This is a genomic window from Ideonella benzenivorans (assembly GCF_020387415.1).
GTDB classification, from domain to species: domain Bacteria; phylum Pseudomonadota; class Gammaproteobacteria; order Burkholderiales; family Burkholderiaceae_C; genus Ideonella; species Ideonella benzenivorans.
Genome location: NZ_JAGWCB010000008.1, coordinates 497,606 through 519,626, shown reverse-complemented (window position 1 = coordinate 519,626; position 22,021 = coordinate 497,606). Strand labels below are relative to the sequence as shown.

The window sequence follows — 22,021 nt, the reverse complement described above, 5'->3', positions numbered from 1 at the left end:
CTATTGTGCGCAAGCCCAGGCCACGCCTGGGGGGACACCCTTCAGGGCGTCGGGTTGTTGTTCAGCTCGGAGCCGTTCACCTGGGGAACCCGACGGGCACCGGTGAAGCGCTGGACCCAGTACGACTGCCGCATGTCGTCGATGCGGATTTCGCTGCCCGTGCGCGGGGCATGGATGAACTTGCCGTCACCGACGTAGATGCCCACGTGCGAGAACGTGGCGCGCAGCGTGTTGAAGAACACCAGATCGCCAGGGCGCAGATCGGTGGCGTTGATCTTCAGCAGGCTCGGGTCGCGAGCCTGCTCTTCGGCACGCCTCGGCAGCACCAAGCCAATGCTGTTCTCGAACACATGGCGAGTGAAGCCGGAGCAATCAAAACCTTCGGAGGCATTGTTGCCACCGCGGCGGTAGCGCACGCCGATGAAGTCCATCGCCGACACGACCAAATCGGAGGCCCGGTTCCGCACCTGATTCAGCAGGGAATTGCCGGAGGTGGGTTCTGCAGCGCTTGGGGCCACCGTATTTGGCGTGGCATTCACCGGCAACAACCCGCGTTGCTCCAGCAGTCGCATCACCGGATCACCGGCACCGCCCACATCAGGGGCGGCATGCACCGTCACACCGGCAAGCGCCAGTGCGGTGATCAGTGAGGAGTGTCGAACCCAACGACCCAACCGCTTGGCCTGATGCAGGGCCGGCAGGCGGCCCGTGATGGCATGGTGGTGAGGGAAATGCTTCTGTCGATGATGCACTGGTCGAGAATAGGCGAGAAGACAGCAGGGTGTCAAGTTTCAAGAGGTACGAGAAGAGCGTGAAAAGACCAGCTTTCCCCTGCGGATGGTGTCCGACAGGGGATGGCCGGCCCATGCATCACAGGACGTCCGAAGCGAAGTCCGCCAGACGCGAGCGTTCGCCGCGGGCCAGCGTCACATGGCCCGAGTGGGGCCAGCCCTTGAAGCGGTCCACCACGTAGGTCAGGCCCGAACTGCCCTCGGTCAGGTAGGGGGTGTCGATCTGGGCCAGGTTGCCCAGGCAGACGATCTTCGTGCCGGGGCCGGCGCGGGTGATCAAGGTCTTCATCTGCTTGGGGGTGAGGTTCTGGGCTTCGTCGATGAGCACGAACTTGTTCAAGAACGTGCGACCGCGCATGAAGTTCAGACTCTTGATCTTGATCTTGCTGCGCACCAGGTCGTTGGTGGCGGCGCGGCCCCATTCGCCGGCCGAACTGTCGCTGCGGGCCAGGACTTCCAGGTTGTCGTCCAGGGCCCCCATCCAGGGGCCCATCTTTTCTTCCTCATTGCCCGGCAGGAAGCCGATGTCCTCGCCCACCGGCACAGTCACGCGGGTGACGATGATCTCGCTGTAGCGACGGTCTTCCAGCACCTGCGACAAGGCGGCAGCCAGCGTCATCAGCGTCTTGCCCGTGCCGGCGGTGCCGGTCAGGGAGATGAAATCGACCTCGGGATCCATCAGCAGGTTGAGGGCGAAGTTCTGTTCGCGGTTGCGGGCGGCCACGCCCCAGACGGCGTTCTTGCCGCTCGTGTAGTCGCGCAGCGTCTTCAACACGGCGGTCTTGCCGGTGATTTCGGTGACGCGCGCATGCAGTGGCGCCTCTCCCGCGGCTTCGAGGTAGACGAACTGGTTCACCATCAGGGCCGGCACCAGCGGGCCGGTGATGCGGTAGTAGGTGTGGCCGGCCTGGCTCCAGCTCTCCATGGTCTTGCCATGGCGCTCCCAGAAGTCCGCTGGCAACTGCAGCACCCCGGTGTAGAGCAGGTCGCCGTCGTCGAGGGTCTTGTCGTTGAAGTAGTCCTCGGCGGCCAGGCCGAGCGCACGGGCCTTGACCCGCATGTTGATGTCCTTGGACACCAGCACGACCTGACGCTGGGGAAACTGCTCGCGCAGCGACTGGACCACGCCCAGGATCTGGTTGTCGGCCTTGCCCTGTGGCAGGCCGGCTGGCAGCGACACATCAAGGAACGTCGTCTGGAAGAACAGCTTGCCGCCGGCTTCACGGTGCCCCGACTTGGCCAGCGGCACACCGGCGGCGGCATCCGGGCCGGCGTCGGCGGCCAGGGCATCCAGTTCGCGGCTCACCTGGCGCACGTTGCGAGCCACCTCGCTCATGCCTTTCTTGTGGCCGTCGAGCTCTTCGAGCGTGATCATCGGCAGGTAGATGTCGTGCTCGTCGAAGCGGAAGATCGACATCGGGTCGTGCATCAGCACGTTGGTGTCCAGCACGAAGAGCTTGGCCGGGCCGGCCTCGCGGGGCTTGCGGGGGCGGGGGCGCGGAGGCGTGGCGGCTTGCGGCGGGCGCGGCTGGGCGGGGGCCTTGACCGGCAGCGCCGATGGGCGGGCGGCGGGAATCTCTGCGGCTTCAGGCCGCAATTCCAGGGCGGGGTGGGGCTCGTCAGCTTGGGCGGGTGCCGCCTTGGCGGTGCTGCGGCGTGTCTTGGGGGCGGCCTGGGTGTCGTAAGCCGTGGCGGGAAGGATGACAGCGCGATGGGCAGGAGGCTTGGGCAGGGGCATGGACGAAGGGCCTGAACTGAATTTCAGAAACAAAAAAGCCGCACAGACGACTGTGCGGCTTTTCGGGGGATGCGCGACGGAAATTGCTCGGGCATGGACCCATTATGCACAACTCGCGCGCTGTGCAAACCGGTGTCTCAGGCGGCGACTTTCAGTTCCTGCACGGCCTTGAGAACCTCGTCGACATGGCCTGCCACCTTGATGCCGCGCCATTCGGCCCGCAGCACGCCATGGCTGTCGATCAGGAAGGTCGAGCGCTCAATGCCCTTGACCTTCTTGCCGTACATGATCTTGTTCTTGACCACGCCGAACATGTGACACAGTTTCTCTTCCGTGTCGGCGATCAGCTGGAACGGCAGTTCCAGGTTCTGCTTGAACTTGTCGTGCGAGGCCATGTTGTCGCGCGAGACGCCAAACACCACGGCGCCGGCTTTCACGAATTCCTCGTGATGATCCCGGAATTGCATTGCTTCGGTCGTGCAACCGGGCGTGTTGTCCTTGGGGTAGAAGTACAGCACCACAGTTTGACCATGAAACGATTGGGGTGTGAACTTCACACCACCCGTCGCTTGCGCTTCAATGTCCGGCAGAGGTTTGTTGAGGGCTGGCGTCATGAGAATGGGTGTTCAGCAGGGTGCCTATGAAAGGCACAACTTCGAATTATAAGTTGAACCGTCAAGTCCCTTCGCATCGTTGGCTCAGAGGAGCAAGGCGGCCACGACCCGGCGGCCTTCGCTGACCAGCACGTTGTAGGTGCGGCAGGCTGCGGCGGTGTCCATCGTTTCGATGCCGATGCGCTGTTCGATCAGGGCGCGATAGAGCTGCGGCGAGATGAAGGTGTGGCGCGGCCCACTGCCGAAGATCACCAGCTCGGGCGCGAGCGCCACGAGTGGCTCGAAATGTGTGCTGGTCAGGTCGCTGGGCTGGCGGGCGTCCCAGGCCTGCACCTGGCCCTGCCAGGGCACCAGCACGCTGTGCTCGAACTGTGCCTGCCGCACCCAGACCCGGCCGGGCTCGATGCGGGCAATGGCATTGACGCCCTCCAGCGTGTCGGGTTGGAATTTCACGAATGCTCCTGCGCGATCTGAGGGGGCTACCTATGTTTTAATTATAGGTTTCCCCGACCTAAGAGCACACCCAAGTGCAGGGGCATTGCAGGAGATTGCGGTTTGAAACCGATAGCCAAGTCCAGCAAGCTTGAAAACGTAGGTTATGACATCCGGGGGCCTGTGCTGGACAAGGCCCGCCAGATGGAAGATGAAGGTCAGAAGATCATCAAGCTGAACATCGGCAATGTGGCCGCGTTCGGCCTGTTGCCGCCTGACGAGATCATCCAGGACATGATCCGCAACCTGCCCGACGCAGCCGGCTACACCGACAGCAAGGGCCTGTTCGCGCCGCGCAAGGCGGTGGTGCACTACTGCCAGGAGAAGGGCATCAAGGGCGTCACGGTCGATGATGTCTACCTGGGCAACGGCGCGTCCGAGCTGATCGCCTTCAGCATGAACGCCCTGCTGGATGCTGGCGACGAGGTGCTGATCCCGTCGCCCGACTACCCGCTCTACACGGCCGTGGTGTCGCTGTCGGGCGGCACGCCGGTGCACTACCGCTGCGATGAAGGCAGCGGCTGGCTGCCCGATCTGGACGACATGCGCGCCAAGATCACGCCGCACACCAAGGCGCTGGTCCTGATCAACCCGAACAACCCGACCGGTGCGCTGTACCCGGTGGAGATCCTCCAGGGCATTGTGGACATCGCGCGTGAGCACGGCCTGATCGTGTTCGCCGACGAGATCTACGACAAGGTGCTCTACGACGGCGTGTCCCACACCAGCATCGCTTCGCTGGCCGAGGACGTGCTGTTCTTGACCTTCAACGGGCTGTCGAAGAACTACCGCTCCTGCGGTTACCGTTCCGGCTGGATGGTGGTGTCGGGCGACAAGAAGCGCGCCAAGGATTACATCGAAGGCCTGAACATGCTGGCTTCGATGCGCCTGTGCGCGAACACGCCCGGCCAGCTGGCGATCCAGACCGCGCTGGGCGGCTACCAGAGCATCAAGGACCTCGTGGCGCCGGGCGGCCGGCTGGCCCGTCAGCGCGACCTGGCCTACGACCTGCTGACCCAGATCCCGGGCGTCAGCGTGGTCAAGCCCCAGGCGGCGCTCTACATGTTCCCGCGCCTGGATTCGAAGATCTATCCGATCGCCGACGACCAGCAGTTCGCCTACGATCTGCTGGCCCAGGAGAAGGTGTTGATCGTGCAGGGCACCGGCTTCAATTGGCCCGACCCGGACCACTTCCGCGTCGTGTTCCTGCCCAACACCGACGACCTCACCGAGGCCATCGGGCGCATCGCGCGCTTCCTCGACCGCTATCGCAAGCGTCACGGCACCTGACCCGCGGTCGCTGACAATTCCTTTCCCGCGTTCCACAGACTGAGTCATCGCATGAAACCCATCCAGGTCGGCCTTCTCGGCATCGGCACCGTTGGTTCCGGTACCTTCCATGTCCTGCAGCGCAACCAGCAGGAGATTCGGCGCCGCGCCGGCCGGGGCATCGAGATCACCATGGTGGCCGACCTGGACACCGAGCGTGCGCGCAGCATCGTGGGCGAGGGCGTGAAGGTGGTGGGCGATGCGCGGGAGGTGATTGCCAACCCCGAAATCGACATCGTTGTCGAACTGATTGGCGGCTACGGCGTGGCCAAGACCCTGGTGCTGGAGGCCATCGCCGCGGGCAAGCATGTGGTCACCGCCAACAAGGCGCTGCTGGCCGTGCATGGCAGCGAGATCTTCGCCGCCGCGCGGGAGAAGGGCGTCACGGTGGCCTTCGAGGCCGCAGTGGCTGGCGGCATCCCCATCATCAAGGCGCTGCGCGAGGGCCTGACCGCCAACCGCATCGAGTGGATCGCCGGCATCATCAACGGCACCACCAACTTCATCCTCTCCGAGATGCGCGAGAAGGGTCTGGACTTCAGCGTGGTGCTCAAGGAGGCCCAGCGGCTGGGCTATGCCGAGGCCGATCCGACCTTCGACATCGAGGGTGTGGACGCGGCCCACAAGGTCACGCTGATGAGCGCGCTGGCCTTCGGCATCCCGGTGCAATTCGACAAGGCGCATGTCGAGGGCATCACCCAGCTGCAGGCGCTGGACATCCGCTATGCCGAGCAACTCGGTTACCGCATCAAGCTGCTCGGCATCACCAAGCATCGCGATGACGGCATCGAGCTGCGCGTGCACCCGACGCTGATCCCGGCCAAGCGCCTGATCGCCAATGTGGAAGGGGCGATGAACGCGGTGCTGGTGCAGGCCGATGCGGTGGGCACCACGCTGTACTACGGCAAGGGCGCTGGCTCCGAGCCGACGGCCTCGGCGGTGATCGCCGACCTGGTGGACATCACCCGCCTGGCCTCCGCCGAGCCGGGGCACCGTGTGCCGTCGCTGGCCTTCCAGCCTGACGCGCTGGCCGACACGCCCATCCTGCCGATCGAGGCCGTGCAGACCTCGTTCTACCTGCGCCTGCGGGTGGCCGACGAGGCCGGCGTGCTGGCCGAGATCACCGGCATCCTGGCCGACAACGGCATCTCGATCGACGCGGTGCTGCAGCGCGAATCCGAGGACGGCGAGCGTCAGACCGACCTGATCATCCTGACGCACAAGACCATCGAAGGTCGGCTGCGCGCCGCCCAGGCCAAGATGCAGGCCCTGCCGACCGTGCTGGCCCCCATCGTCAGCCTGCGCAAGGAAGAGCTGGCCTGAACGGCCCGGGAGCGATCATGAAGTACATCAGCACCCGCGGCGACCGCACCGAGCGCCGCTTCTGCGAAATCCTGCTGGAAGGCCTGGCGCCGGATGGCGGCCTGTACCTGCCGCTGGCCTACCCGAAGGTGGACGCGGCGACGCTGGCGCGCTGGCGCGGCCTGCGCTATGCAGAGCTCGCCTTCGAGATCCTCTCGCTCTACATCGACGACATCCCGGCTGCCGATCTGAAGGCCCTGGTCGACAAGACCTACACCGCCGAGGTCTTTGGCAGCGAGGCCATCGTGCCGGTGCGCCGCCTGGGTGATTCGGGCCTGATGATCGAGGCGCTGTCCAACGGGCCGACCCTGGCCTTCAAGGACATGGCCATGCAGCTGCTGGGCAACCTGTTCGAGTACGAACTGGCCCGCCGCGGCGAGCAGCTCAACATCCTGGGTGCCACCTCGGGCGACACCGGCAGCGCGGCCGAATACGCCATGCGCGGCAAGAAGGGCGTGCGGGTCTTCATGCTCAGCCCGCACGGCCGCATGAGCCCGTTCCAGCAGGCCCAGATGTTCAGCCTGCAGGACGCCAACATCCACAACCTGGCGGTGGAAGGCGTGTTCGACGACGCGCAGGACATCGTCAAGGCCGTGTCCAACGACCTGGCCTTCAAGCGCCAGTACAAGATCGGCACCGTCAACTCGATCAATTGGGCGCGCCTGCTGGCCCAGGTGGTGTACTACTTCGCCGGCTACTTCCAAGCCACGAAGGACAACAGCGAGCAGGTCAGCTTCTGCGTGCCCTCGGGCAACTTCGGCAACGTCTGTGCCGGCCATGTGGCCCGCATGATGGGCCTGCCGGTGAAGCACCTGGTGGTGGCGACCAACGAGAACGACGTGCTCGACGAGTTCTTCCGCACCGGCAGCTACCGGGTGCGCGGCAGCGCCGAGACGCACGAGACCAGCAGCCCGTCGATGGACATCTCCAAGGCGTCCAACTTCGAGCGCTTCGTCTGCGACCTGCTGGGCCGTGATGGCGCGCGGGTGCGGACCCTGTTCGGTGAGACCCTGGCCCGCGAAGGCGTGTTCACACTGAACGCCGAGGAGCGCGCCCACGTGGCCGACTTCGGCTTCCAGTCGGGCAAGAGCACCCATGCCGACCGGCTGTCCACCATCCGCAGCACCTGGGCGCGCTTTGCCACCCTGGTCGATCCGCACACCGCTGATGGCGTGAAGGTCGCCGCCGAGCATGTCGAGGCGGGCGTGCCGATGATCGTGCTGGAGACGGCGCTGCCGACCAAGTTCGCCGCGACGATCCGCGAGGCTCTGGGCCGCGAACCCGAACGGCCGGCCGTGCTGGCGGGCCTGGAGGCCTTGCCCAAGCGTTTCACCGTGGTGCCGGCCCAGGTCGACGTGGTGAAGGCCTTCGTGGCCGAGCATTGCCAGGATTGAGGCCCCAGGACCTCGGCGCGGCCATGCGGGTGATCGGCGTCTGCGGTGCATCCGGCATGGGCAAGACCACGCTGCTGGAAGGCGTGATCGCCGGCCTGCGTGCCGCGGGGCAGCGGGTGTCGGTGATCAAACATGCCCATCACCGCTTTGACATCGACCACCCCGGCAAGGACAGCTGGCGCCACCGCCAGGCCGGGGCCGGCGAGGTGCTGGTGGCCAACAGCCACCGTCTGGCCCTGATGCGGGAGTTCGCGCAGCCGCAGGTGCTGGATCCGCATGTGTTGATCGCCGAGTTGAGCCCTTGCGACTGGGTGCTGGTCGAAGGCTTCAAGCACGAAGACCTGCCCAAGGTCGAGGTGTGGCGTGACGGGGTGGGGCCGGCGGGGCGCGAGCCGCTGTTCCTGCACGACCCGCAGGTGGTGGCCGTCATCACTGACGACCCGGCTTCGCTGCCCGAGGTGCCCCGGGTGCCGGTGCTGGACCTGAACGAACCCGCGTTGCTGGTGCGCCATCTGCTGGCCAGCGGTGAACGCTACCTCTACCATCCTCCCCACCATGGCTGATTCATCTCCTTCCGCCCGGCCGCCCTTGTTGGCGCTGGAAGCGGTGCTGGCGCAACTGGCTGAGTTGGCCGACAGCCATCGATGCCAGGCGACCGAGACGGTGTCGCTGTTCGATGGGCTGGGGCGTGTGCTGGCGGCCCCCGTGCGGGCCCGTGTGGATGTGCCGCCCTGCGACAACAGCGCGATGGACGGCTACGCCATGCGCAGCGCCGATGTGCCGCAAGCGGGCACCGTGCTGCCGGTGAGCCAGCGCATCGCCGCCGGCCATGCCGGCACCCCGCTGGCAGCCGGCACGGCCGCGCGCATCTTCACCGGGGCCCCCTTGCCGGAGGGCGCCGATGCCGTGGTGATGCAGGAGGCCTGCCTGGCCCAGCCGGAGGCGGGCACACCCTGGGGGCGGGTGCAGGTGCAGGAATGCGTGCCGTCCGGGCAATGGGTGCGCCGGCGCGGCGAGGACGTGGCCAGCGGGACCGAGGTGCTGGCCGCCGGCCAGCGGCTGACTGCGCAGGCGCTGGGCCTGGCCGCCGCCGTGGGCGTGTCCACGCTGACCGTGCACTGTCGGCCCCGCGTGGCCCTGCTGTGCAGCGGGGACGAGCTGGTGCTGCCGGGCGAGCCGCTCAAACCCGGCGCGATCTACAACAGCAACCGTTTCATGTTGCGCGGCCTGCTGCAGTCGCTGGGCTGTGACGTGACCGACCTGGGCGCCGTGCCCGATCAGCGGGCGCGTGTGCAGGCCAGCCTGCGCGAGGCGGCAGCGGGCCATGACCTGATCGTCACCTCGGGCGGGGCCTCGGTCGGGGAAGAGGATCACCTGCGGCCCGCGGTGCAGGCCGAAGGTTGGCTGCACCACTGGCAGCTGTCCGCCAAACCGGGCAAGCCGCTGGCGGTGGGGGCGGTGCGCCGCGCCATGGGCGGCGAGACCCTGCTGATGGGCCTGCCGGGCAATCCGGTGGCGAGCTTCGTGACCTTCTGGCTCACCGTGGCGCCGCTGCTGCGGGCCCTGCAAGGGGGCGCCTGCGCGTTGCCGCGGCCCTTGCGACTGACCGCCGGCTTCGATTGGCCGCGGCCCGATCGTCGGCGCGAATTCCTGCGTGTGCGGGTGGGCGATGACGGGCGGTTGCAGCCCTATCCGAACCAGGGCTCGGGCGTGCTGAGCTCGGCGGTGTGGGCCGACGGCTTGCTGGACAACCCGGGCGGGCAGATGATCGCCGCCGGGGATGTGGTGGACTATTACCCGCTGCCCGTGTTGGCCGCGGGGGCCTGAGACAGGGGCCATGATGCGGATTCAGGTGCTGTTCTTTGCCTCGCTGCGCGAGACCTTGGGGGCCAGCCGGGCGCTGGAACTGCCCGCTGGCGCGACCGTGGCCCAGGCCCGGGCCCACCTGGCTGCCGAGAGCGAGGCCGCCACCGCGGCACTGGCACCCGGGCGGCCGGTGCGGGCCGCCGTCAACCAGACGCTGGCCGCGGGCGAGACGGTGCTGGCCGAAGGAGACGAGCTGGCCTTCTTCCCGCCGGTGACGGGGGGCTGACGCGATGTCGCAAGCACAGCGTCCCGCCACCCGCGTCGCCATCCAGACGGCCGATTTCGACCTGAGCCAGACCGTGGCCGCGCTGCGCGCTGGCGACGGCGGGGTGGGGGCGGTGGTCAGCTTCGTCGGCACGGTGCGCGACCGCCACGGGGCCCAGCCGGGAGAGGTTTCGGCCATGGAGCTGGAGCACTACCCCGGCATGACCGAAAGGGCCATCGAGGCGATGATCGATGCGGCCCTGGCTCGATTTGACATCCGCGGCGCACGGGTGATCCACCGGGTGGGGCGACTGGCCCCAGGCGACCAGATCGTGCTGGTGGCCGTCAGCTCGGCCCACCGGGGCGAGGCCTTCCAGGCCTGCGAGTTCCTGATGGACTACCTCAAGACCCAGGCGCCGTTCTGGAAGAAGGAAACCACCCCGGACGGGGCGCGCTGGGTGGACGCCCGGGTGGCCGACGACGCGGCGCTGGCCCGCTGGGGGCTGCCCTCGGCCAACGCGGGCGAGGCGGGTACGGCATGAGCCTGGACGCCAAGCAACTGCGGGGCGCCCTGGGGCGCTTCACGACCGGCATCACCATCGTGACCTGTCGGACGGCCGAGGGCGACCCGATTGGCCTGACCGTCAACTCCTTCAACGCGCTGTCGCTGGAGCCGGCCCTGATTCTCTGGTCGCTGCGCAACGCCAGCCCCAGCGTGGCGGCGTTCGAGCAGGCGGCGCATTTCACGGTGAATGTGCTGGGGCAGACGCAGATGGACGTCTCGCAGGCCTTTGCCGGCCGCAGCGGCGACCGTTTCGCGGTGGGGGCCTGGGGACAGGGCCTCACCGAGGCGCCGCTGCTGCGGGACGCCCTGGCCAGCTTCGAGTGCGCCCGCGAGAGTGTGCAGGTCGCCGGGGACCACCGCCTTTTCATCGGCCGGGTGCTGCAGGTGCACCAGGGCGAGGGCGAGCCCCTGGTCTACCACGCCGGCTGCTACCGGGCGCTGGGCGACATCCTCTGAATGGCTCACCCCGGGCCGCGGGCGACTCGATTGGCTTGATGTGAGTCAAGTCGTGGGCCGGCCATGTCGGTCAACCTCTTGAAATCGCGGGGGCGGCGCCCATGTGCCTTCGCAATCGGAGGAAACATTCATGCGTCTTGACAAGCTCACCACTGCGTTCCAGCAAGCCCTGGCCGAGGCCCAGAGCCTGGCTGTGGCGCAGGACAACCCGTACATCGAGCCGTCCCACCTGTTGGCCGCCATGCTGGCTCAGCCGGACGGCCCCAAGGCTCTGCTGGAGCGTGCCGGAGCCAATACCGCGGCCCTGAAGACCGCGATGGACACCGCCATCGGCGGCCTGCCCCAGGTGCAGGGCGGTGGCCAGGTGCAGGCGGGTCGTGATCTGGTGCAACTGCTGCAGCAGGCCGACAAGGAGGCCATGCAGCGTGGCGACAGCTTCATCGCCAGCGAGATGTTCCTGCTGGCCCTGGCCGATGCCAAGTCCGATCTGGGCGGCGTCGTGCGCGGTCATGGTCTGACCCGCAAGGCCCTGGAGGCTGCCATTGAGGCGGTGCGCGGCGGCCAGAAGGTCGATTCGGCCGAGGCCGAAGGCCAGCGCGAAGCGCTGAAGAAGTACACCCTGGACCTGACCGAGCGCGCCCGCCAGGGCAAGCTCGACCCGGTGATCGGCCGCGACGACGAGATCCGCCGCGCCATCCAGGTGCTGCAACGCCGCAGCAAGAACAACCCGGTGCTGATCGGTGAGCCGGGCGTGGGCAAGACCGCCATCGTCGAGGGCTTGGCCCAGCGCATCGTCAACGGCGAAGTGCCCGACACCCTGCGCGACAAGAAGGTGCTGGTGCTGGACATGGCCGGCCTGCTGGCCGGGGCCAAGTACCGCGGCGAGTTCGAGGAACGGCTGAAGGCCGTGCTCAAGGAAGTGGCCCAGGAAGAGGGCCGCGTGATCTTGTTCATCGACGAACTGCACACCATGGTGGGTGCCGGCAAGGCCGAGGGTGCGATGGACGCCGGCAACATGCTTAAGCCGGCCCTGGCGCGCGGTGAGCTGCACTGCATCGGCGCCACCACGCTGGACGAGTACCGCAAGTACGTCGAGAAGGACGCCGCACTGGAGCGCCGCTTCCAGAAGGTGCTGGTCGATGAGCCCAGCGTGGAGGCGACGATCGCCATCCTGCGCGGCCTGCAGGAGAAGTACGAGGTGCACCACGGCGTGGAGATCACCGACCCCGCCATCGTGGCTGCGGCCGAGCTGAGCCACCGCTACATCACCGACCGCTTCCTGCCGGACAAGGCCATCGACCTGATCGACGAGGCCGCGGCCAAGATCAAGATCGAGATCGACTCCAAGCCGGAATCGATGGACAAGCTCGACCGCCGGTTGATCCAGCTGAAGATCGAGCGTGAGGCGGTTAAGAAGGAAACCGACGAGGCGTCGCAGAAGCGCCTGGGCCTGATCGAGGAAGAGATCACCAAGCTGGAACGCGAGTACGCCGACCTCGAAGAGATCTGGAAGGCCGAGAAGGCCACCGCCCAGGGCAGCGCCCAGGTCAAGGAGGAGATCGACAAGATCCGCTTCCAGATCGAGGAGTTCAAGCGCAAGGGTGACTTCAACAAGGTGGCCGAGCTGCAGTACGGCAAGCTGCCGGAGCTGGAAAAGCGCCTGAAGGAAGCCCAGGCCAAGGAGGCCGGCAAGCCCGCGGGCGCGGCCAACAAGCTGCTGCGCACCATGGTCGGTGCCGAGGAGATCGCCGAGGTGGTCAGCCGCGCCACCGGCATCCCGGTCAGCAAGCTGATGCAGGGCGAGCGCGACAAGCTGCTGCAGATGGAGACCAAGCTGCACGAGCGCGTGGTGGGGCAGGACGAGGCCATCGTGGCCGTGTCCGATGCGATCCGCCGCAGCCGCGCCGGCCTGTCCGACCCGAACCGGCCGCTGGGCAGCTTCCTGTTCCTGGGCCCCACCGGCGTGGGCAAGACCGAGCTGTGCAAGGCGTTGGCGGGCTTCCTGTTCGACAGCGAGGACCACATGATCCGCATCGACATGAGCGAGTTCATGGAGAAGCACTCCGTGAGCCGTCTGATCGGCGCGCCTCCGGGCTATGTGGGCTATGACGAAGGCGGCTACCTGACCGAGGCCGTGCGCCGCAAGCCCTACAGCGTGGTGCTGCTTGACGAGGTCGAGAAGGCCCACCCGGACGTGTTCAACGTGCTGCTGCAGGTGCTGGACGATGGCCGCCTGACCGATGGTCAAGGCCGCACGGTGGACTTCAAGAACACCGTGATCGTGATGACCAGCAACCTGGGCTCGCAGCTGATCATGTCCATGACCGGTCAGGCGAACGATGTGATCAAGGCCGCGGTCTGGGAAGAGGTCAAGCAGCACTTCCGTCCGGAGTTCCTGAACCGGATCGACGAGACGGTGGTGTTCCACGCCCTCGACCAGGCCAACATCGCGTCGATCGCGAAGATCCAGCTCAAGGGGCTGGAGGCGCGGCTGGCCAAGATGGACATGCGGCTGGAGGTGTCGCCGGCGGCGCTGGCCGAGATCGCCAAGGCGGGCTTCGACCCGGTGTTCGGGGCGCGTCCGCTCAAGCGGGCCATTCAGCACCAGATCGAGAACCCGGTTGCCAAGCTGATCCTGGAAGGCAAGTTCGGGCCCAAGGACGTGATCCCGATCGACGTCGACGGCGGCGCGCTGACCTTCGGTCGCGTGGTGCACTGAGCCTCAGGGGTCGCGAGCCGGCCCCTGTGTCCACACACAGCCCGGGGAGCCGCAAGTCTCCTGCGGGCTGTGTGCCATCTGGGCGCTCACAGGGATGGCCTACGGCGCCCCCTGGCGGGCACAAGTTCGTAGAATCCCCCTTGGTGTCATGTGACACTTTGATGAGTTGGACGGGTGATGACGAGCGAAAACCCGGTGGTGATCGTCGGGGCCGGATTGGGTGGCCTGACGGTGGCCCTGAACCTGGCCGAAAAGGGCCAGAAGGTGGTCGTGCTGGCCAAGCGCGATCTGGGTGAGGCGGCCACCGCCTGGGCCCAGGGGGGTATCGTGGGGGTGCTGGGGTCGGACGACAGCGTCGAGTCCCATGTGCGCGACACCCAGGAGGCCGGTGCCGGGCTGGTGGATGAACACACCGCGCGCTACATCGCCCAGAACAGCGCACAGGCCATCGAGTGGCTGGTGGCCCAGGGCGTGCCGTTTTCGCCGGACCCGGCCGGCCCGCTGGGGCTGCATCTGACCCGGGAAGGCGGCCATGCAGTGCGGCGCATCGCCCACGCGGCCGACGCCACCGGCAAGGCCATCCATGAAGCCCTGCTGGCACGTGCGCGCGCCCATCCGAACGTGGAGTTGCGGGCGCGCTGGATGGCGGTCGACCTGATCACCAACCGGCACGTGAAAAAGTCCGATGGCAGCCCGCAATGCCACGGGGTGTATGCGCTGGACATCGACACCGGCAAGGTGGAGACCCTGCCGGCCCGGGCCGTGGTGCTGGCCACCGGCGGGGTGGGCAAGGTCTACCGCTACACCAGCAACCCCGAGACCTCGACCGGCGACGGCATCGCGATGGCCTGGCGGGCCGGCTGCCGGGTGGCGAACATGGAGTTCATCCAGTTCCACCCGACCTGTCTGTACCACCCGCAGGAGCGCAGCTTCCTGATCACCGAGGCGCTGCGGGGCGAGGGCGGCCTGCTGCGTCTGCCCAACGTGCCTTCGACCGACGGTTCGCCCTGGGGCCTGCGCTTCATGCCCGAACACGACGCCCGGGCCGAGCTGGCCCCGCGCGACATCGTGGCCCGCGCCATCGACTTCGAGATGAAGAAGCATGGCCTGGACCATGTGTGGCTGGACGCCACCCACCTGGGCGAGGCCTTCCTGAAGGAACACTTCCCGACCATCTACGCCCGCTGCCTGGAGCTGGGCATCGACATCGCGCGCCAGCCCATCCCGGTGGTGCCGGCCGCGCACTACACCTGCGGTGGCGTGGTGACCGACCTGGCGGGCCGCACCGACCTGCCGGGCCTGTACGCGGTGGGTGAGGCCACCTACACCGGCCTGCACGGCGCCAACCGCCTGGCCAGCAACTCGCTGCTGGAATGCGTGGTGCTGGGCCACAGCTGCGTGGACGCCATCCTGCAGGCCGCTGAGCCGGTGCTGCCCAAGCTGCCGGCCTGGGATGAAAGCCTGGTGGAGGATGCCGATGAGCAGGTGGTGATCGCCCACAACTGGGACGAGCTGCGCCTGCTGATGTGGAACTACGTCGGCATCGTGCGCACGACCCGTCGGCTGGAACGGGCGCTGCACCGCATCAAGCTGCTCAAGGACGAGATCGACGACTACTACGCCAACTTCCGCGTCAGCCGCGACCTGCTGGAGCTGCGCAATCTGGTGGTGAGCGCCGAGCTGATCGTCCGCTCCGCCCTGATGCGGCACGAAAGCCGCGGCCTGCACTACAGCCGCGACTTCCCGCACACGCTGCCGGTCAGCTTCCCGACCGTGCTGACGCGCAAGGCCAGGAGCCGCTGAGCGCGTTCAGCGGCGGGCGCGCATCGCGTTGCGGGCCTGGACGAAGCCGATCGCGAATTCGACGGCTTCTTCCACCGCCCGCTCCGACTCCGTGCGTTCCTGCTCGGTCTGGAAGAAGGCCAGGTCCACGTCGTGGCGGATGTAGCGCGGCGGCAGCCGGTTCAACGCCACGCAGGCGATGTCCGCCAGCGCGTCGTCGTTCTCCAGCAGGTGAGGGAAGTTCTGGGCCTGCTGCATGACCGTCGCGAAGACGGCCTTTTCGTACCAGTTGTGGATCGAGGCGATGTCCATGGGTGAGAGTCTGCCTTGTTCTGGCCGACTCCGGGCGTGAAAAAGGCCCGCCAGGGCGGGCCTTCATCACCGCGTCAGTGCCGTCTCACGCTGTCAGTCGATCCAGCACCCGCATCGAGTAGTCGGTGGCCACCACGTCCTTGGTGAGCTTGCCGACGGAGATGCGGTCCACCCCGGTGGCGGCGATGGCGCGCAGGCCGTCCAGCGTCACGCCGCCCGAGGCTTCCAGCAAGGCACGGCCAGCGGTCAAGGTCACGGCCTCGCGCATCATCTCGAGGCTGAAATTGTCCAGCAGCACGCTGGTGGCGCCGTGGTCCAGGGCTTCCTGCAACTGGGCCAGGCTTTCCACCTCGATCTGGATCTCCACCCCGGCGTTCAGCTCGGCGGCAGCTTGGAGCACCTGCGGGATGCCGCCGGCCGCGGCGATGTGGTTCTCCTTGATCAGGATGCCGTGCCACAGCGCCAGGCGTTGGTTCTGGCCGCCACCCACCCGCACCGCGTACTTTTGCGCCTGGCGCAGACCGGGCAGGGTTTTGCGGGTGTCCAGCACCGCGCAGCCGCGCGGGTTGGGCGAGGCACCCTCGATCGCCTCCACATGCCGGCGGGTGATGCTGGCGGTGCCCGAGAGCAGCTGCAGGAAGTTCAGCGCCGGCCGCTCGGCCGAGAGCAGGGCGCGGGCGTCGGCCTGGATCTCGCACACCGGGGTGTTGGCGGCCATGCGATCGCCCTCGGCGTAATGCCACTGCACCGTGGCGGCTGGGTCCAGCGTGGCCAGACAGGCCGCGAACCAGTCGCGGCCGCAGAGCACGGCATCTTCCCGCACGGTGACACGGGCCGCCACCCGGCGGCCGGCCGGCACCAAGAGCCCCGTCCAGTCGGCGCGGCCGATGTCTTCGAACAGCGCGTCGCGCACGTTGCGCGCGCGGGCTTCTTCCAGGGTTTCGTCGTGGTCGTACATCGGGAAAGAGGGCCTCGGGTTCAGGCGGCGCCGATGCCGCGGACCATGCCCTGCACCTTGGGCGCCAGGGCCGAGGGGTGAGCGGCGACGAAATCCAGCATGCGGGTGATGCAATGCACCGCCTGCTCGCCGGTGGCTGCATCGACGGTGATCTCGCCCACGCCGCGCTCCAGGCAGTCCACCACGCCTTGCAGGCCGTTCATGGCCATCCAGGGGCAGTGCGCGCAGCTCTTGCAGGTGGCGCTGTTGCCGGCGGTGGGGGCCTCGATCAGCACCTTGCCCGGCGCCAGCTGGCGCATGCGGTGCATGATCAGGTTGTCGGTGGCGACGATGTATTCCTTGGCGCTGCCGTGGATCACCGCATTGAGCATCTGCGAGGTGGAGCCCACCACGTCGGCCAGCTGCACCACGCTGCGCGGAGATTCGGGGTGCACCAGCACCAGCGCGTCGGGGTGCTGGGCTTTCAGCAGCTCCAACTCCAGGCCCTTGAACTCGTCGTGCACGATGCAGGCGCCGTTCCACAGCAGCATGTCGGCGCCGGTTTCTTCCTGGATGTAGCGGCCCAGGTGGCGGTCCGGCGCCCAGAGGATCTTCTGGCCTTGTTCCTTCAGGTGGCGCACGATGGCCAGCGCGCAGGAGCTGGTCACCATCCAGTCGGCGCGGGCCTTCACCGCGGCGCTGGTGTTGGCATAGACCACGACCTGGCGGTCGGGGTGGGCGTCGCAGAAGGCGGCGAAGTCCTCGGGCGGGCAGCCCAGGTCCAGCGAGCAGGTGGCGTCCAGGTCGGGCATCAGCACCGTCTTGCCGGGCGAGAGGATCTTGGCCGATTCGCCCATGAAGCGCACGCCGGCCACCACCAGGGTCTGGGCGGCGTGGTCACGGCCGAAGCGCGCCATCTCCAGCGAGTCGGCCACGCAGCCGCCGGTCTCCAGGGCCAGGTCCTGCAGGTCGCCGTCCACGTAGTAGTGGGCCACCAGCACCGCGTTGCGGGCCTTCAGCAGGGCGGCAGCGCGCTGCTTGAGGTCGTCCCGCTGCGCGGGCGTCAGCGGGGCGGGCACCTTGGCCCAGGCGTGGGCGGTGCAGCTGGCGCCGCTGGCGTCCTGGCGGGTGTAGTCGAACTGAACTTCGCTCATGGCAGGATTTTAGGTTCGTTGGTGTGCAGGGTTGGCGGGCAGGGCCTCTGGCTCAGGCGCGGGCCAGGAACTGCCCCGGGGGCTGGCCCACCATGCGCTTGACCATGGCACCAAAGGCGCTGGGGCTGCGGTAGCCCAGCTCGGCGGCGATCAGGTGCATGGACTGGCCGCGTGCGGCCAGGGTCAGGGCCTGGGCCAGCAGCAGTTGCTGGCGCCATTGACCGAAGGTGGTGCCGAGGTGCTCCCGAAACAAGCGGGCCAGGGTGCGTGGACTGGCCGCGACCTCGCCGGCCCACCCGGCCAGGTCGGCGTGGCGCCCGGGCTGGGCCAGCATCTGTTCACACAGCCGGCGCAGCCGCCGCTCGCCCGGCAGGGCCAAGCCCAGGGGCACGGGGCGGGCCTGGATCAGCTCGTCGCGCACCAGCAGGGCCAGGGCCTGTTCGCGCGCCTGTTCACCCGGACGCAGGCTGGATCGTTCGGACAGCACCGCCAGGGCCTGGACCAACTCCCGCAGCAACGGACTGACGGCCAGCACCCGGCCCTCCCGCCAGGCATCGCGTTCGGCGGGCGCCGCCGCACCGAGCGGGCTGGCCGGGGTGGCCAGGTAGAGCGTGCGCAGCTCGACCCGTTCCACCGCGGTGACGGTGTGGATGCGCCCGGGCGGAATCCACACCGCCTGGGATGGCGGCACCAGGTAGCTGGTGCCGCTGCCGTCGGGGCGCAGCGTGCTGGCGCGCAGCGTGCCGTCGAGCGAGAAGACCAACTGGGCCCAATCGTGCTGGTGCGGCTGGATGTCGGCCTGCCGCGCCAGGGGCCGGGCCTTGGCGCGCAGCGGCCGGGCCGGCGTGGGCGCAAAACGTTGGGGATCCAGCGGGGGCAGGCTGGTCCGGCGGTCGGGACGAGGCGACAGGGCCATGGCGGGGGCTTGGCTGGATTTCGACAGAAGTTGGCCCAGTATCGCCACTTTGCCGTGGCAGTGCTGCCACCATGGCGGCCATGACCACCACCACCCTGAACCCCGGTGCCGCCCCGGACCGCCCGGACGCGCCGCGCCAGGACGTCCGCATCATCGGCCTGATCGGCCTGGCCCACGGCACCTCGCACTTCTTTCACCTGCTGCTGCCGCCGCTGTTCCCGGCCTTCATCCGGGAATTCGGTTTCAGCTATGCCGAACTGGGCCTGCTGGTCACGACCTTCTTCGTGGTCTCGGGCATCGGCCAGGCACTGGCGGGCTTTCTGGTCGACCGTGTTGGGGCGCGGCCGGTGCTGTGGGCGGCATTGAGCAGCTTCGTGGCCGCTTCGCTGGCAGCCGCCAATGCCCATGGCATGGCGGGGCTGGCCCTGGCGGCGATCTTCGCCGGCCTGGGCAATGCGCCGTTCCATCCGGTGGACTTCACCATCCTCAACAAACGGGTGTCGCCGCGCAACCTGGGGCATGCCTTTTCCGTCCATGGCCTCACCGGCAACCTGGGCTGGGCGGCCGCACCGGTGTTCAGCATCGGCCTGGCCACGGTTTTCGGCAACTGGCGTGCCGCCTATGTGGGCATGGCGTTGGTGGCTCTGGGGGTGCTGGCGCTGGTGGTCTGGCAGCGGGATCTGCTGGATGACCGTGTCCCGACCGCGACCCCGGCCCGAACCCCGGCCGGACCGACGGCGCAGGACCGCGAGCATCCGCTGGCCTTTCTGCGGCTGCCGTCGGTGTGGCTGTGCTTCTCGTTCTTTTTCTTCACCACGGCCGCGCTGGCGGCGGTGCAGAGCTTTGCCAGTCCGGCGCTGACGATGCTGTACGGCCTGCCCCTGGAGCGCACGGCCTTCGTCGTGACGGGCTACATGCTCTGCGGCGCGGTGGGCATGGTGCTGGGTGGCTTTCTGCTGACCCGCACCGAGCGGCTGGAGCGCAACATCGCCGCCGCGATGATGCTGGCGGCGGTGCTGCTGGCGCTGGCGGGCACCGGCTGGCTGCCGGCCTGGCCCGCGGCCCTGGGCGCGGCGGCGGCTGGCTTCGGCACCGGCTTGGCCGGTCCCTCGCGCGACATGCTGATCCGCCAGGCCGCCCCCGCCGGCGCCACCGGCCGGGTCTACGGCCTGGTGTACTCGGGCCTGGACCTGGGCTTTGCGCTGGCCGCGCCCGCGTTTGGCGCGCTGATGGACCACCACTGGCCGGGCGCGGTCTTCCTGGGCTCGGCCGGGATGCTGCTGCTGGGTGTGGTGGTCGCTTCGGCCGTGGGGCGGGGCATCGTGGCCCGCCGCGGGGGCTGATTCAGCTGTGGCTGTGGATCAACTCCCGCACGCGGGGGTAGATCTGCCGCTGCCAGCGGCTGCCGCTGAAGACGCCGTAGTGGCCCACGCCCAGTTGGACGTGGTGGGCCTTCATGTAGGGGCGGATGCCGGGGCACAGATCGTGGGCGGCCACCGTCTGCCCGACGGCGCAGATGTCGTCGCGTTCCCCCTCCACCGTGAACAAGGCGGTCTTGCGGATGGCGCCGGTGTCCACCTTTTCGCCATGCACGACGAGTTCTCCCCGGGCCAGATCCCAGGTCTGGAACACCTTGGCCACCGTTTCCAGGTAGAACTCGGCCGGCAGGTCGTTGACGGCAAAGTACTCGTCGTAGAAGCGGCGGGTGACCTCGGCCTTGCTGTCGTCGCCGGCCATCTGGGCCTTGTACAGGCCGACGAAGGCCTGGCGGTGCCGGTCCGGGTTCATGCTCATGAAGGCGGTGAGCTGCAGGAAGCCGGGGTAGACCCGGCGCATGGCCCCGGGGTAGCGCAGCGGCACGCGCGAGATCAGGTTCTGCTCGAACCATTCGATGGGCTTCGAGGTGGCCAGTTCGTTGACCTGGGTCGGGTTGATGCGCGTGTCGATCGGGCCGGCCATCAGCGTCATGCTGCGGGGCTGCGCCGGGTCGTTGCGCTGGGCCATCAGGGCCACGGCGGCCAGCGTGGGCACGCAGGGTTGGCAGACGGCCAGCAGATGGGTGTCGGGACCGAGGAACTGGATGAAGTCGATCACCTGCTCGACGTACTCGTCCAGGCCGAAGCGGCCGGCCCGCAGCGGCACGTCGCGGGCGTTGTGCCAGTCGGTGATGTAGACATCGTGGTCCTGCAGCAGGGTGCGCACTGTGTCCACCAGCAGGGTGGCGAAATGGCCCGACAGCGGTGCCACCACCAGCACCCGGGGCAACGGGGCCTGCGCCCGTGCATCCAGGTCATCGCGGCGGAAATGCACCAGGCTGGCAAAGGGGCGGCGCAGCACCGTGCGCTCATGCACAGGAATGGCTTGTTCTGACTCACCCTGGGGCGCGCTGACCTGGCGGATGCCGAAATCCGGTCGCCGGTGGGACAGGCGCAGGCGGGAGAAGACCTCCAGCGCCGCGCCCCAGGAGCGCCACAACGGCGGCAGCCCGAGTTGGCGGTCCCAGCCGTCCAGCCAATCCGAGGACCAACGGGCACCGGTCTGCAGCGGGGTCAGCCAGTCGCTCTGCATCTGGTAGCCGCTGTAGAGCCAGCCGTGCGGGGAGGGCAGGGCAGAGGTCTTCATGAGGCGGGCTCAGGCAAGTTGCGGGCCATCCGAACGGGCCGGTGGGCCGGCCCGACACGGGCACAGCACTTGCACCACGTCCCCTACCGAGGAGACACCGGATGTCCAAGACCACCCTGACGCTGAGCAGCAAGAACTACTCGTCCTGGTCCCTGCGGGGCTGGCTGCTCGCCCGGTTCGCCGGCCTGCCTTTCGAAGAGGTGATGGTGCCGGCCGACGACCCGAATGCGAAGGCCGAGATGCTGCTGCTGGCGCCCAGCATCCTGGTGCCTTGCCTGCAGCACAACGGCATCCGGGTGTGGGACACGCTGGCGATTGCCGAGTACCTGCACGAGGTCAAGCCCAAGGCGGGGCTGTTGCCCGCCGACCGGGCCGCCCGCGCGCACTGCCGCGCCATCTGCGGCGAGATGCACTCCGGCTTCGTCTCGCTGCGCTCGGCCCTGCCGATGAACCTGAAGGGCCACTTCCCGGGCTTCAAGGTCTGGAGCCGGGCCCAGGCCGACATCCAGCATGTGCTGGAGATCTGGCGCAGTTGCCTGGACACCTATGGCGGCCCCTGGCTGTTTGGCGCAGACCGCGGCATGGCCGATGCGATGTACGCCCCAGTGGTGACCCGCCTGAAGACCTACGACGTCCGGGTCGAGGACCCCGTGTGTGCCGCCTACTGTGAGCGGGTGCTGGCCATGTCCGAACTGCAGGAATGGACGGCGGCGGCCCAGCAGGAGCCCGACGAGATCGACGAGCTCGAAGCGGAGTTCTGAGCGCGGT

General features: G+C 68.0%; 21 protein-coding genes. 12 read left to right on the top strand and 9 right to left on the bottom strand.

Going from position 1 to position 22,021, the window contains the following annotated elements; all coding sequences use genetic code 11:
• Positions 1 to 41: 41 nt before the first annotated feature.
• The 4 genes from KGA65_RS08060 to KGA65_RS08045 all read right to left on the bottom strand — a co-directional run bounded on the left by KGA65_RS08060 (position 42) and on the right by KGA65_RS08045 (position 3,596).
• Entirely contained in the window at positions 42 to 752 is a 711-nt protein-coding gene (locus tag KGA65_RS08060) for a C40 family peptidase (protein WP_225862621.1), read from the bottom strand.
• Positions 753 to 870: 118 nt separating this feature from the next.
• Complete coding sequence (locus KGA65_RS08055; RefSeq protein WP_225862620.1) at positions 871 to 2,529, bottom strand: PhoH family protein; 1,659 nt, start codon at positions 2,527 to 2,529, stop codon at positions 871 to 873.
• 137 nt (positions 2,530 to 2,666) lie between these two features.
• The gene (locus KGA65_RS08050; RefSeq protein ID WP_225862619.1) at positions 2,667 to 3,143 is read right to left on the bottom strand and encodes a peroxiredoxin; all 477 of its coding nucleotides are present in this window, start codon (positions 3,141 to 3,143) and stop codon (positions 2,667 to 2,669) included.
• 84 nt (positions 3,144 to 3,227) lie between these two features.
• Positions 3,228 to 3,596 carry an Mth938-like domain-containing protein gene (locus tag KGA65_RS08045; protein ID WP_225862618.1) on the bottom strand — a complete coding sequence of 123 codons (369 nt, stop codon included), beginning with the start codon at positions 3,594 to 3,596 and terminating at the stop codon, positions 3,228 to 3,230.
• A 102-nt stretch (positions 3,597 to 3,698) separates the two neighbouring features.
• On the opposite strand from KGA65_RS08045, the gene KGA65_RS08040 reads away from it, so the two are divergent.
• The 10 genes from KGA65_RS08040 (at position 3,699) to nadB (ending at position 15,333) form a co-directional block, all read left to right on the top strand.
• Positions 3,699 to 4,925, top strand: coding sequence for a pyridoxal phosphate-dependent aminotransferase (locus KGA65_RS08040; protein WP_225862617.1), 1,227 nt, complete (start codon positions 3,699 to 3,701; stop codon positions 4,923 to 4,925).
• A gap of 51 nt (positions 4,926 to 4,976) precedes the next feature.
• Positions 4,977 to 6,287 (top strand): homoserine dehydrogenase, encoded by a 1,311-nt coding sequence (locus KGA65_RS08035; RefSeq protein ID WP_225862616.1) that lies wholly within the window; start codon positions 4,977 to 4,979, stop codon positions 6,285 to 6,287.
• A gap of 17 nt (positions 6,288 to 6,304) precedes the next feature.
• Positions 6,305 to 7,720 (top strand): threonine synthase, encoded by a 1,416-nt coding sequence (gene thrC / locus KGA65_RS08030; RefSeq protein ID WP_225862615.1) that lies wholly within the window; start codon positions 6,305 to 6,307, stop codon positions 7,718 to 7,720.
• A 23-nt stretch (positions 7,721 to 7,743) separates the two neighbouring features.
• Positions 7,744 to 8,283 (top strand): molybdopterin-guanine dinucleotide biosynthesis protein B, encoded by a 540-nt coding sequence (gene mobB / locus KGA65_RS08025; RefSeq protein WP_225862661.1) that lies wholly within the window; start codon positions 7,744 to 7,746, stop codon positions 8,281 to 8,283.
• Positions 8,276 to 9,547, top strand: a complete 1,272-nt coding sequence (locus KGA65_RS08020) for a molybdopterin molybdotransferase MoeA (protein WP_225862614.1) — start codon at positions 8,276 to 8,278, stop codon at positions 9,545 to 9,547. Before mobB ends, KGA65_RS08020 begins: the two co-directional genes overlap by 8 nt.
• Positions 9,548 to 9,557: 10 nt before the next feature.
• Positions 9,558 to 9,812 carry a molybdopterin converting factor subunit 1 gene (gene moaD, locus KGA65_RS08015; RefSeq protein ID WP_310740943.1) on the top strand — a complete coding sequence of 85 codons (255 nt, stop codon included), beginning with the start codon at positions 9,558 to 9,560 and terminating at the stop codon, positions 9,810 to 9,812.
• Between the two features lie 4 nt (positions 9,813 to 9,816).
• Complete coding sequence (locus KGA65_RS08010; RefSeq protein ID WP_225862613.1) at positions 9,817 to 10,332, top strand: molybdenum cofactor biosynthesis protein MoaE; 516 nt, start codon at positions 9,817 to 9,819, stop codon at positions 10,330 to 10,332.
• Positions 10,329 to 10,811, top strand: a complete 483-nt coding sequence (locus tag KGA65_RS08005; protein ID WP_225862612.1) for a flavin reductase family protein — start codon at positions 10,329 to 10,331, stop codon at positions 10,809 to 10,811. The genes KGA65_RS08010 and KGA65_RS08005 overlap by 4 nt, the downstream gene beginning before the upstream one ends.
• Positions 10,812 to 10,941: 130 nt before the next feature.
• On the top strand, positions 10,942 to 13,530 hold the full coding sequence (gene clpB / locus KGA65_RS08000; protein WP_225862611.1) for an ATP-dependent chaperone ClpB: 2,589 nt from the start codon (positions 10,942 to 10,944) through the stop codon (positions 13,528 to 13,530).
• A 177-nt stretch (positions 13,531 to 13,707) separates the two neighbouring features.
• On the top strand, positions 13,708 to 15,333 hold the full coding sequence (nadB, locus tag KGA65_RS07995) for an L-aspartate oxidase (RefSeq protein WP_225862610.1): 1,626 nt from the start codon (positions 13,708 to 13,710) through the stop codon (positions 15,331 to 15,333).
• Between the two features lie 6 nt (positions 15,334 to 15,339).
• Here nadB and KGA65_RS07990 read toward each other — a convergent pair whose 3' ends face one another.
• From KGA65_RS07990 to KGA65_RS07975, 4 genes are all read right to left on the bottom strand, one after another.
• Complete coding sequence (locus KGA65_RS07990; RefSeq protein ID WP_225862609.1) at positions 15,340 to 15,624, bottom strand: late competence development ComFB family protein; 285 nt, start codon at positions 15,622 to 15,624, stop codon at positions 15,340 to 15,342.
• A gap of 85 nt (positions 15,625 to 15,709) precedes the next feature.
• Positions 15,710 to 16,582, bottom strand: coding sequence for a carboxylating nicotinate-nucleotide diphosphorylase (gene nadC, locus KGA65_RS07985; protein WP_225862608.1), 873 nt, complete (start codon positions 16,580 to 16,582; stop codon positions 15,710 to 15,712).
• Positions 16,583 to 16,602: 20 nt separating this feature from the next.
• On the bottom strand, positions 16,603 to 17,715 hold the full coding sequence (gene nadA / locus KGA65_RS07980) for a quinolinate synthase NadA (protein WP_225862607.1): 1,113 nt from the start codon (positions 17,713 to 17,715) through the stop codon (positions 16,603 to 16,605).
• 52 nt (positions 17,716 to 17,767) lie between these two features.
• The gene (locus KGA65_RS07975) at positions 17,768 to 18,631 is read right to left on the bottom strand and encodes an AraC family transcriptional regulator (protein ID WP_225862606.1); all 864 of its coding nucleotides are present in this window, start codon (positions 18,629 to 18,631) and stop codon (positions 17,768 to 17,770) included.
• Between the two features lie 80 nt (positions 18,632 to 18,711).
• Here KGA65_RS07975 and KGA65_RS07970 point away from each other — a divergent pair, with 80 nt between their 5' ends.
• Complete coding sequence (locus tag KGA65_RS07970) at positions 18,712 to 19,974, top strand: MFS transporter (RefSeq protein ID WP_225862605.1); 1,263 nt, start codon at positions 18,712 to 18,714, stop codon at positions 19,972 to 19,974.
• 1 nt (position 19,975) lies between these two features.
• Here KGA65_RS07970 and KGA65_RS07965 read toward each other — a convergent pair whose 3' ends face one another.
• Positions 19,976 to 21,253: a polyhydroxyalkanoate depolymerase gene (locus KGA65_RS07965; protein WP_225862604.1), complete on the bottom strand. Its 1,278-nt coding sequence runs from the start codon at positions 21,251 to 21,253 to the stop codon at positions 19,976 to 19,978.
• Between the two features lie 101 nt (positions 21,254 to 21,354).
• Here KGA65_RS07965 and KGA65_RS07960 point away from each other — a divergent pair, with 101 nt between their 5' ends.
• Positions 21,355 to 22,014, top strand: coding sequence for a glutathione S-transferase family protein (locus KGA65_RS07960; RefSeq protein ID WP_225862603.1), 660 nt, complete (start codon positions 21,355 to 21,357; stop codon positions 22,012 to 22,014).
• Positions 22,015 to 22,021: the final 7 nt, after the last annotated feature.

Coding starts and splice junctions, on each gene's coding strand:
- KGA65_RS07970 (WP_225862605.1), top strand. CDS start 18,712: ATGACCACCACCACCCTGAACCCCGGTGCCGCCCCGGACCGCCCGGAC.
- KGA65_RS07990 (WP_225862609.1), bottom strand. CDS start 15,624: ATGGACATCGCCTCGATCCACAACTGGTACGAAAAGGCCGTCTTCGCG.
- nadB (WP_225862610.1), top strand. CDS start 13,708: ATGACGAGCGAAAACCCGGTGGTGATCGTCGGGGCCGGATTGGGTGGC.
- moaD (WP_310740943.1), top strand. CDS start 9,558: ATGATGCGGATTCAGGTGCTGTTCTTTGCCTCGCTGCGCGAGACCTTG.
- KGA65_RS07965 (WP_225862604.1), bottom strand. CDS start 21,253: ATGAAGACCTCTGCCCTGCCCTCCCCGCACGGCTGGCTCTACAGCGGC.
- KGA65_RS08035 (WP_225862616.1), top strand. CDS start 4,977: ATGAAACCCATCCAGGTCGGCCTTCTCGGCATCGGCACCGTTGGTTCC.
- KGA65_RS08005 (WP_225862612.1), top strand. CDS start 10,329: ATGAGCCTGGACGCCAAGCAACTGCGGGGCGCCCTGGGGCGCTTCACG.
- KGA65_RS08010 (WP_225862613.1), top strand. CDS start 9,817: ATGTCGCAAGCACAGCGTCCCGCCACCCGCGTCGCCATCCAGACGGCC.
- KGA65_RS07975 (WP_225862606.1), bottom strand. CDS start 18,631: ATGGCCCTGTCGCCTCGTCCCGACCGCCGGACCAGCCTGCCCCCGCTG.
- nadA (WP_225862607.1), bottom strand. CDS start 17,715: ATGAGCGAAGTTCAGTTCGACTACACCCGCCAGGACGCCAGCGGCGCC.
- KGA65_RS08020 (WP_225862614.1), top strand. CDS start 8,276: ATGGCTGATTCATCTCCTTCCGCCCGGCCGCCCTTGTTGGCGCTGGAA.
- KGA65_RS08055 (WP_225862620.1), bottom strand. CDS start 2,529: ATGCCCCTGCCCAAGCCTCCTGCCCATCGCGCTGTCATCCTTCCCGCC.
- thrC (WP_225862615.1), top strand. CDS start 6,305: ATGAAGTACATCAGCACCCGCGGCGACCGCACCGAGCGCCGCTTCTGC.
- clpB (WP_225862611.1), top strand. CDS start 10,942: ATGCGTCTTGACAAGCTCACCACTGCGTTCCAGCAAGCCCTGGCCGAG.
- KGA65_RS07960 (WP_225862603.1), top strand. CDS start 21,355: ATGTCCAAGACCACCCTGACGCTGAGCAGCAAGAACTACTCGTCCTGG.
- nadC (WP_225862608.1), bottom strand. CDS start 16,582: ATGTACGACCACGACGAAACCCTGGAAGAAGCCCGCGCGCGCAACGTG.
- KGA65_RS08050 (WP_225862619.1), bottom strand. CDS start 3,143: ATGACGCCAGCCCTCAACAAACCTCTGCCGGACATTGAAGCGCAAGCG.
- mobB (WP_225862661.1), top strand. CDS start 7,744: ATGCGGGTGATCGGCGTCTGCGGTGCATCCGGCATGGGCAAGACCACG.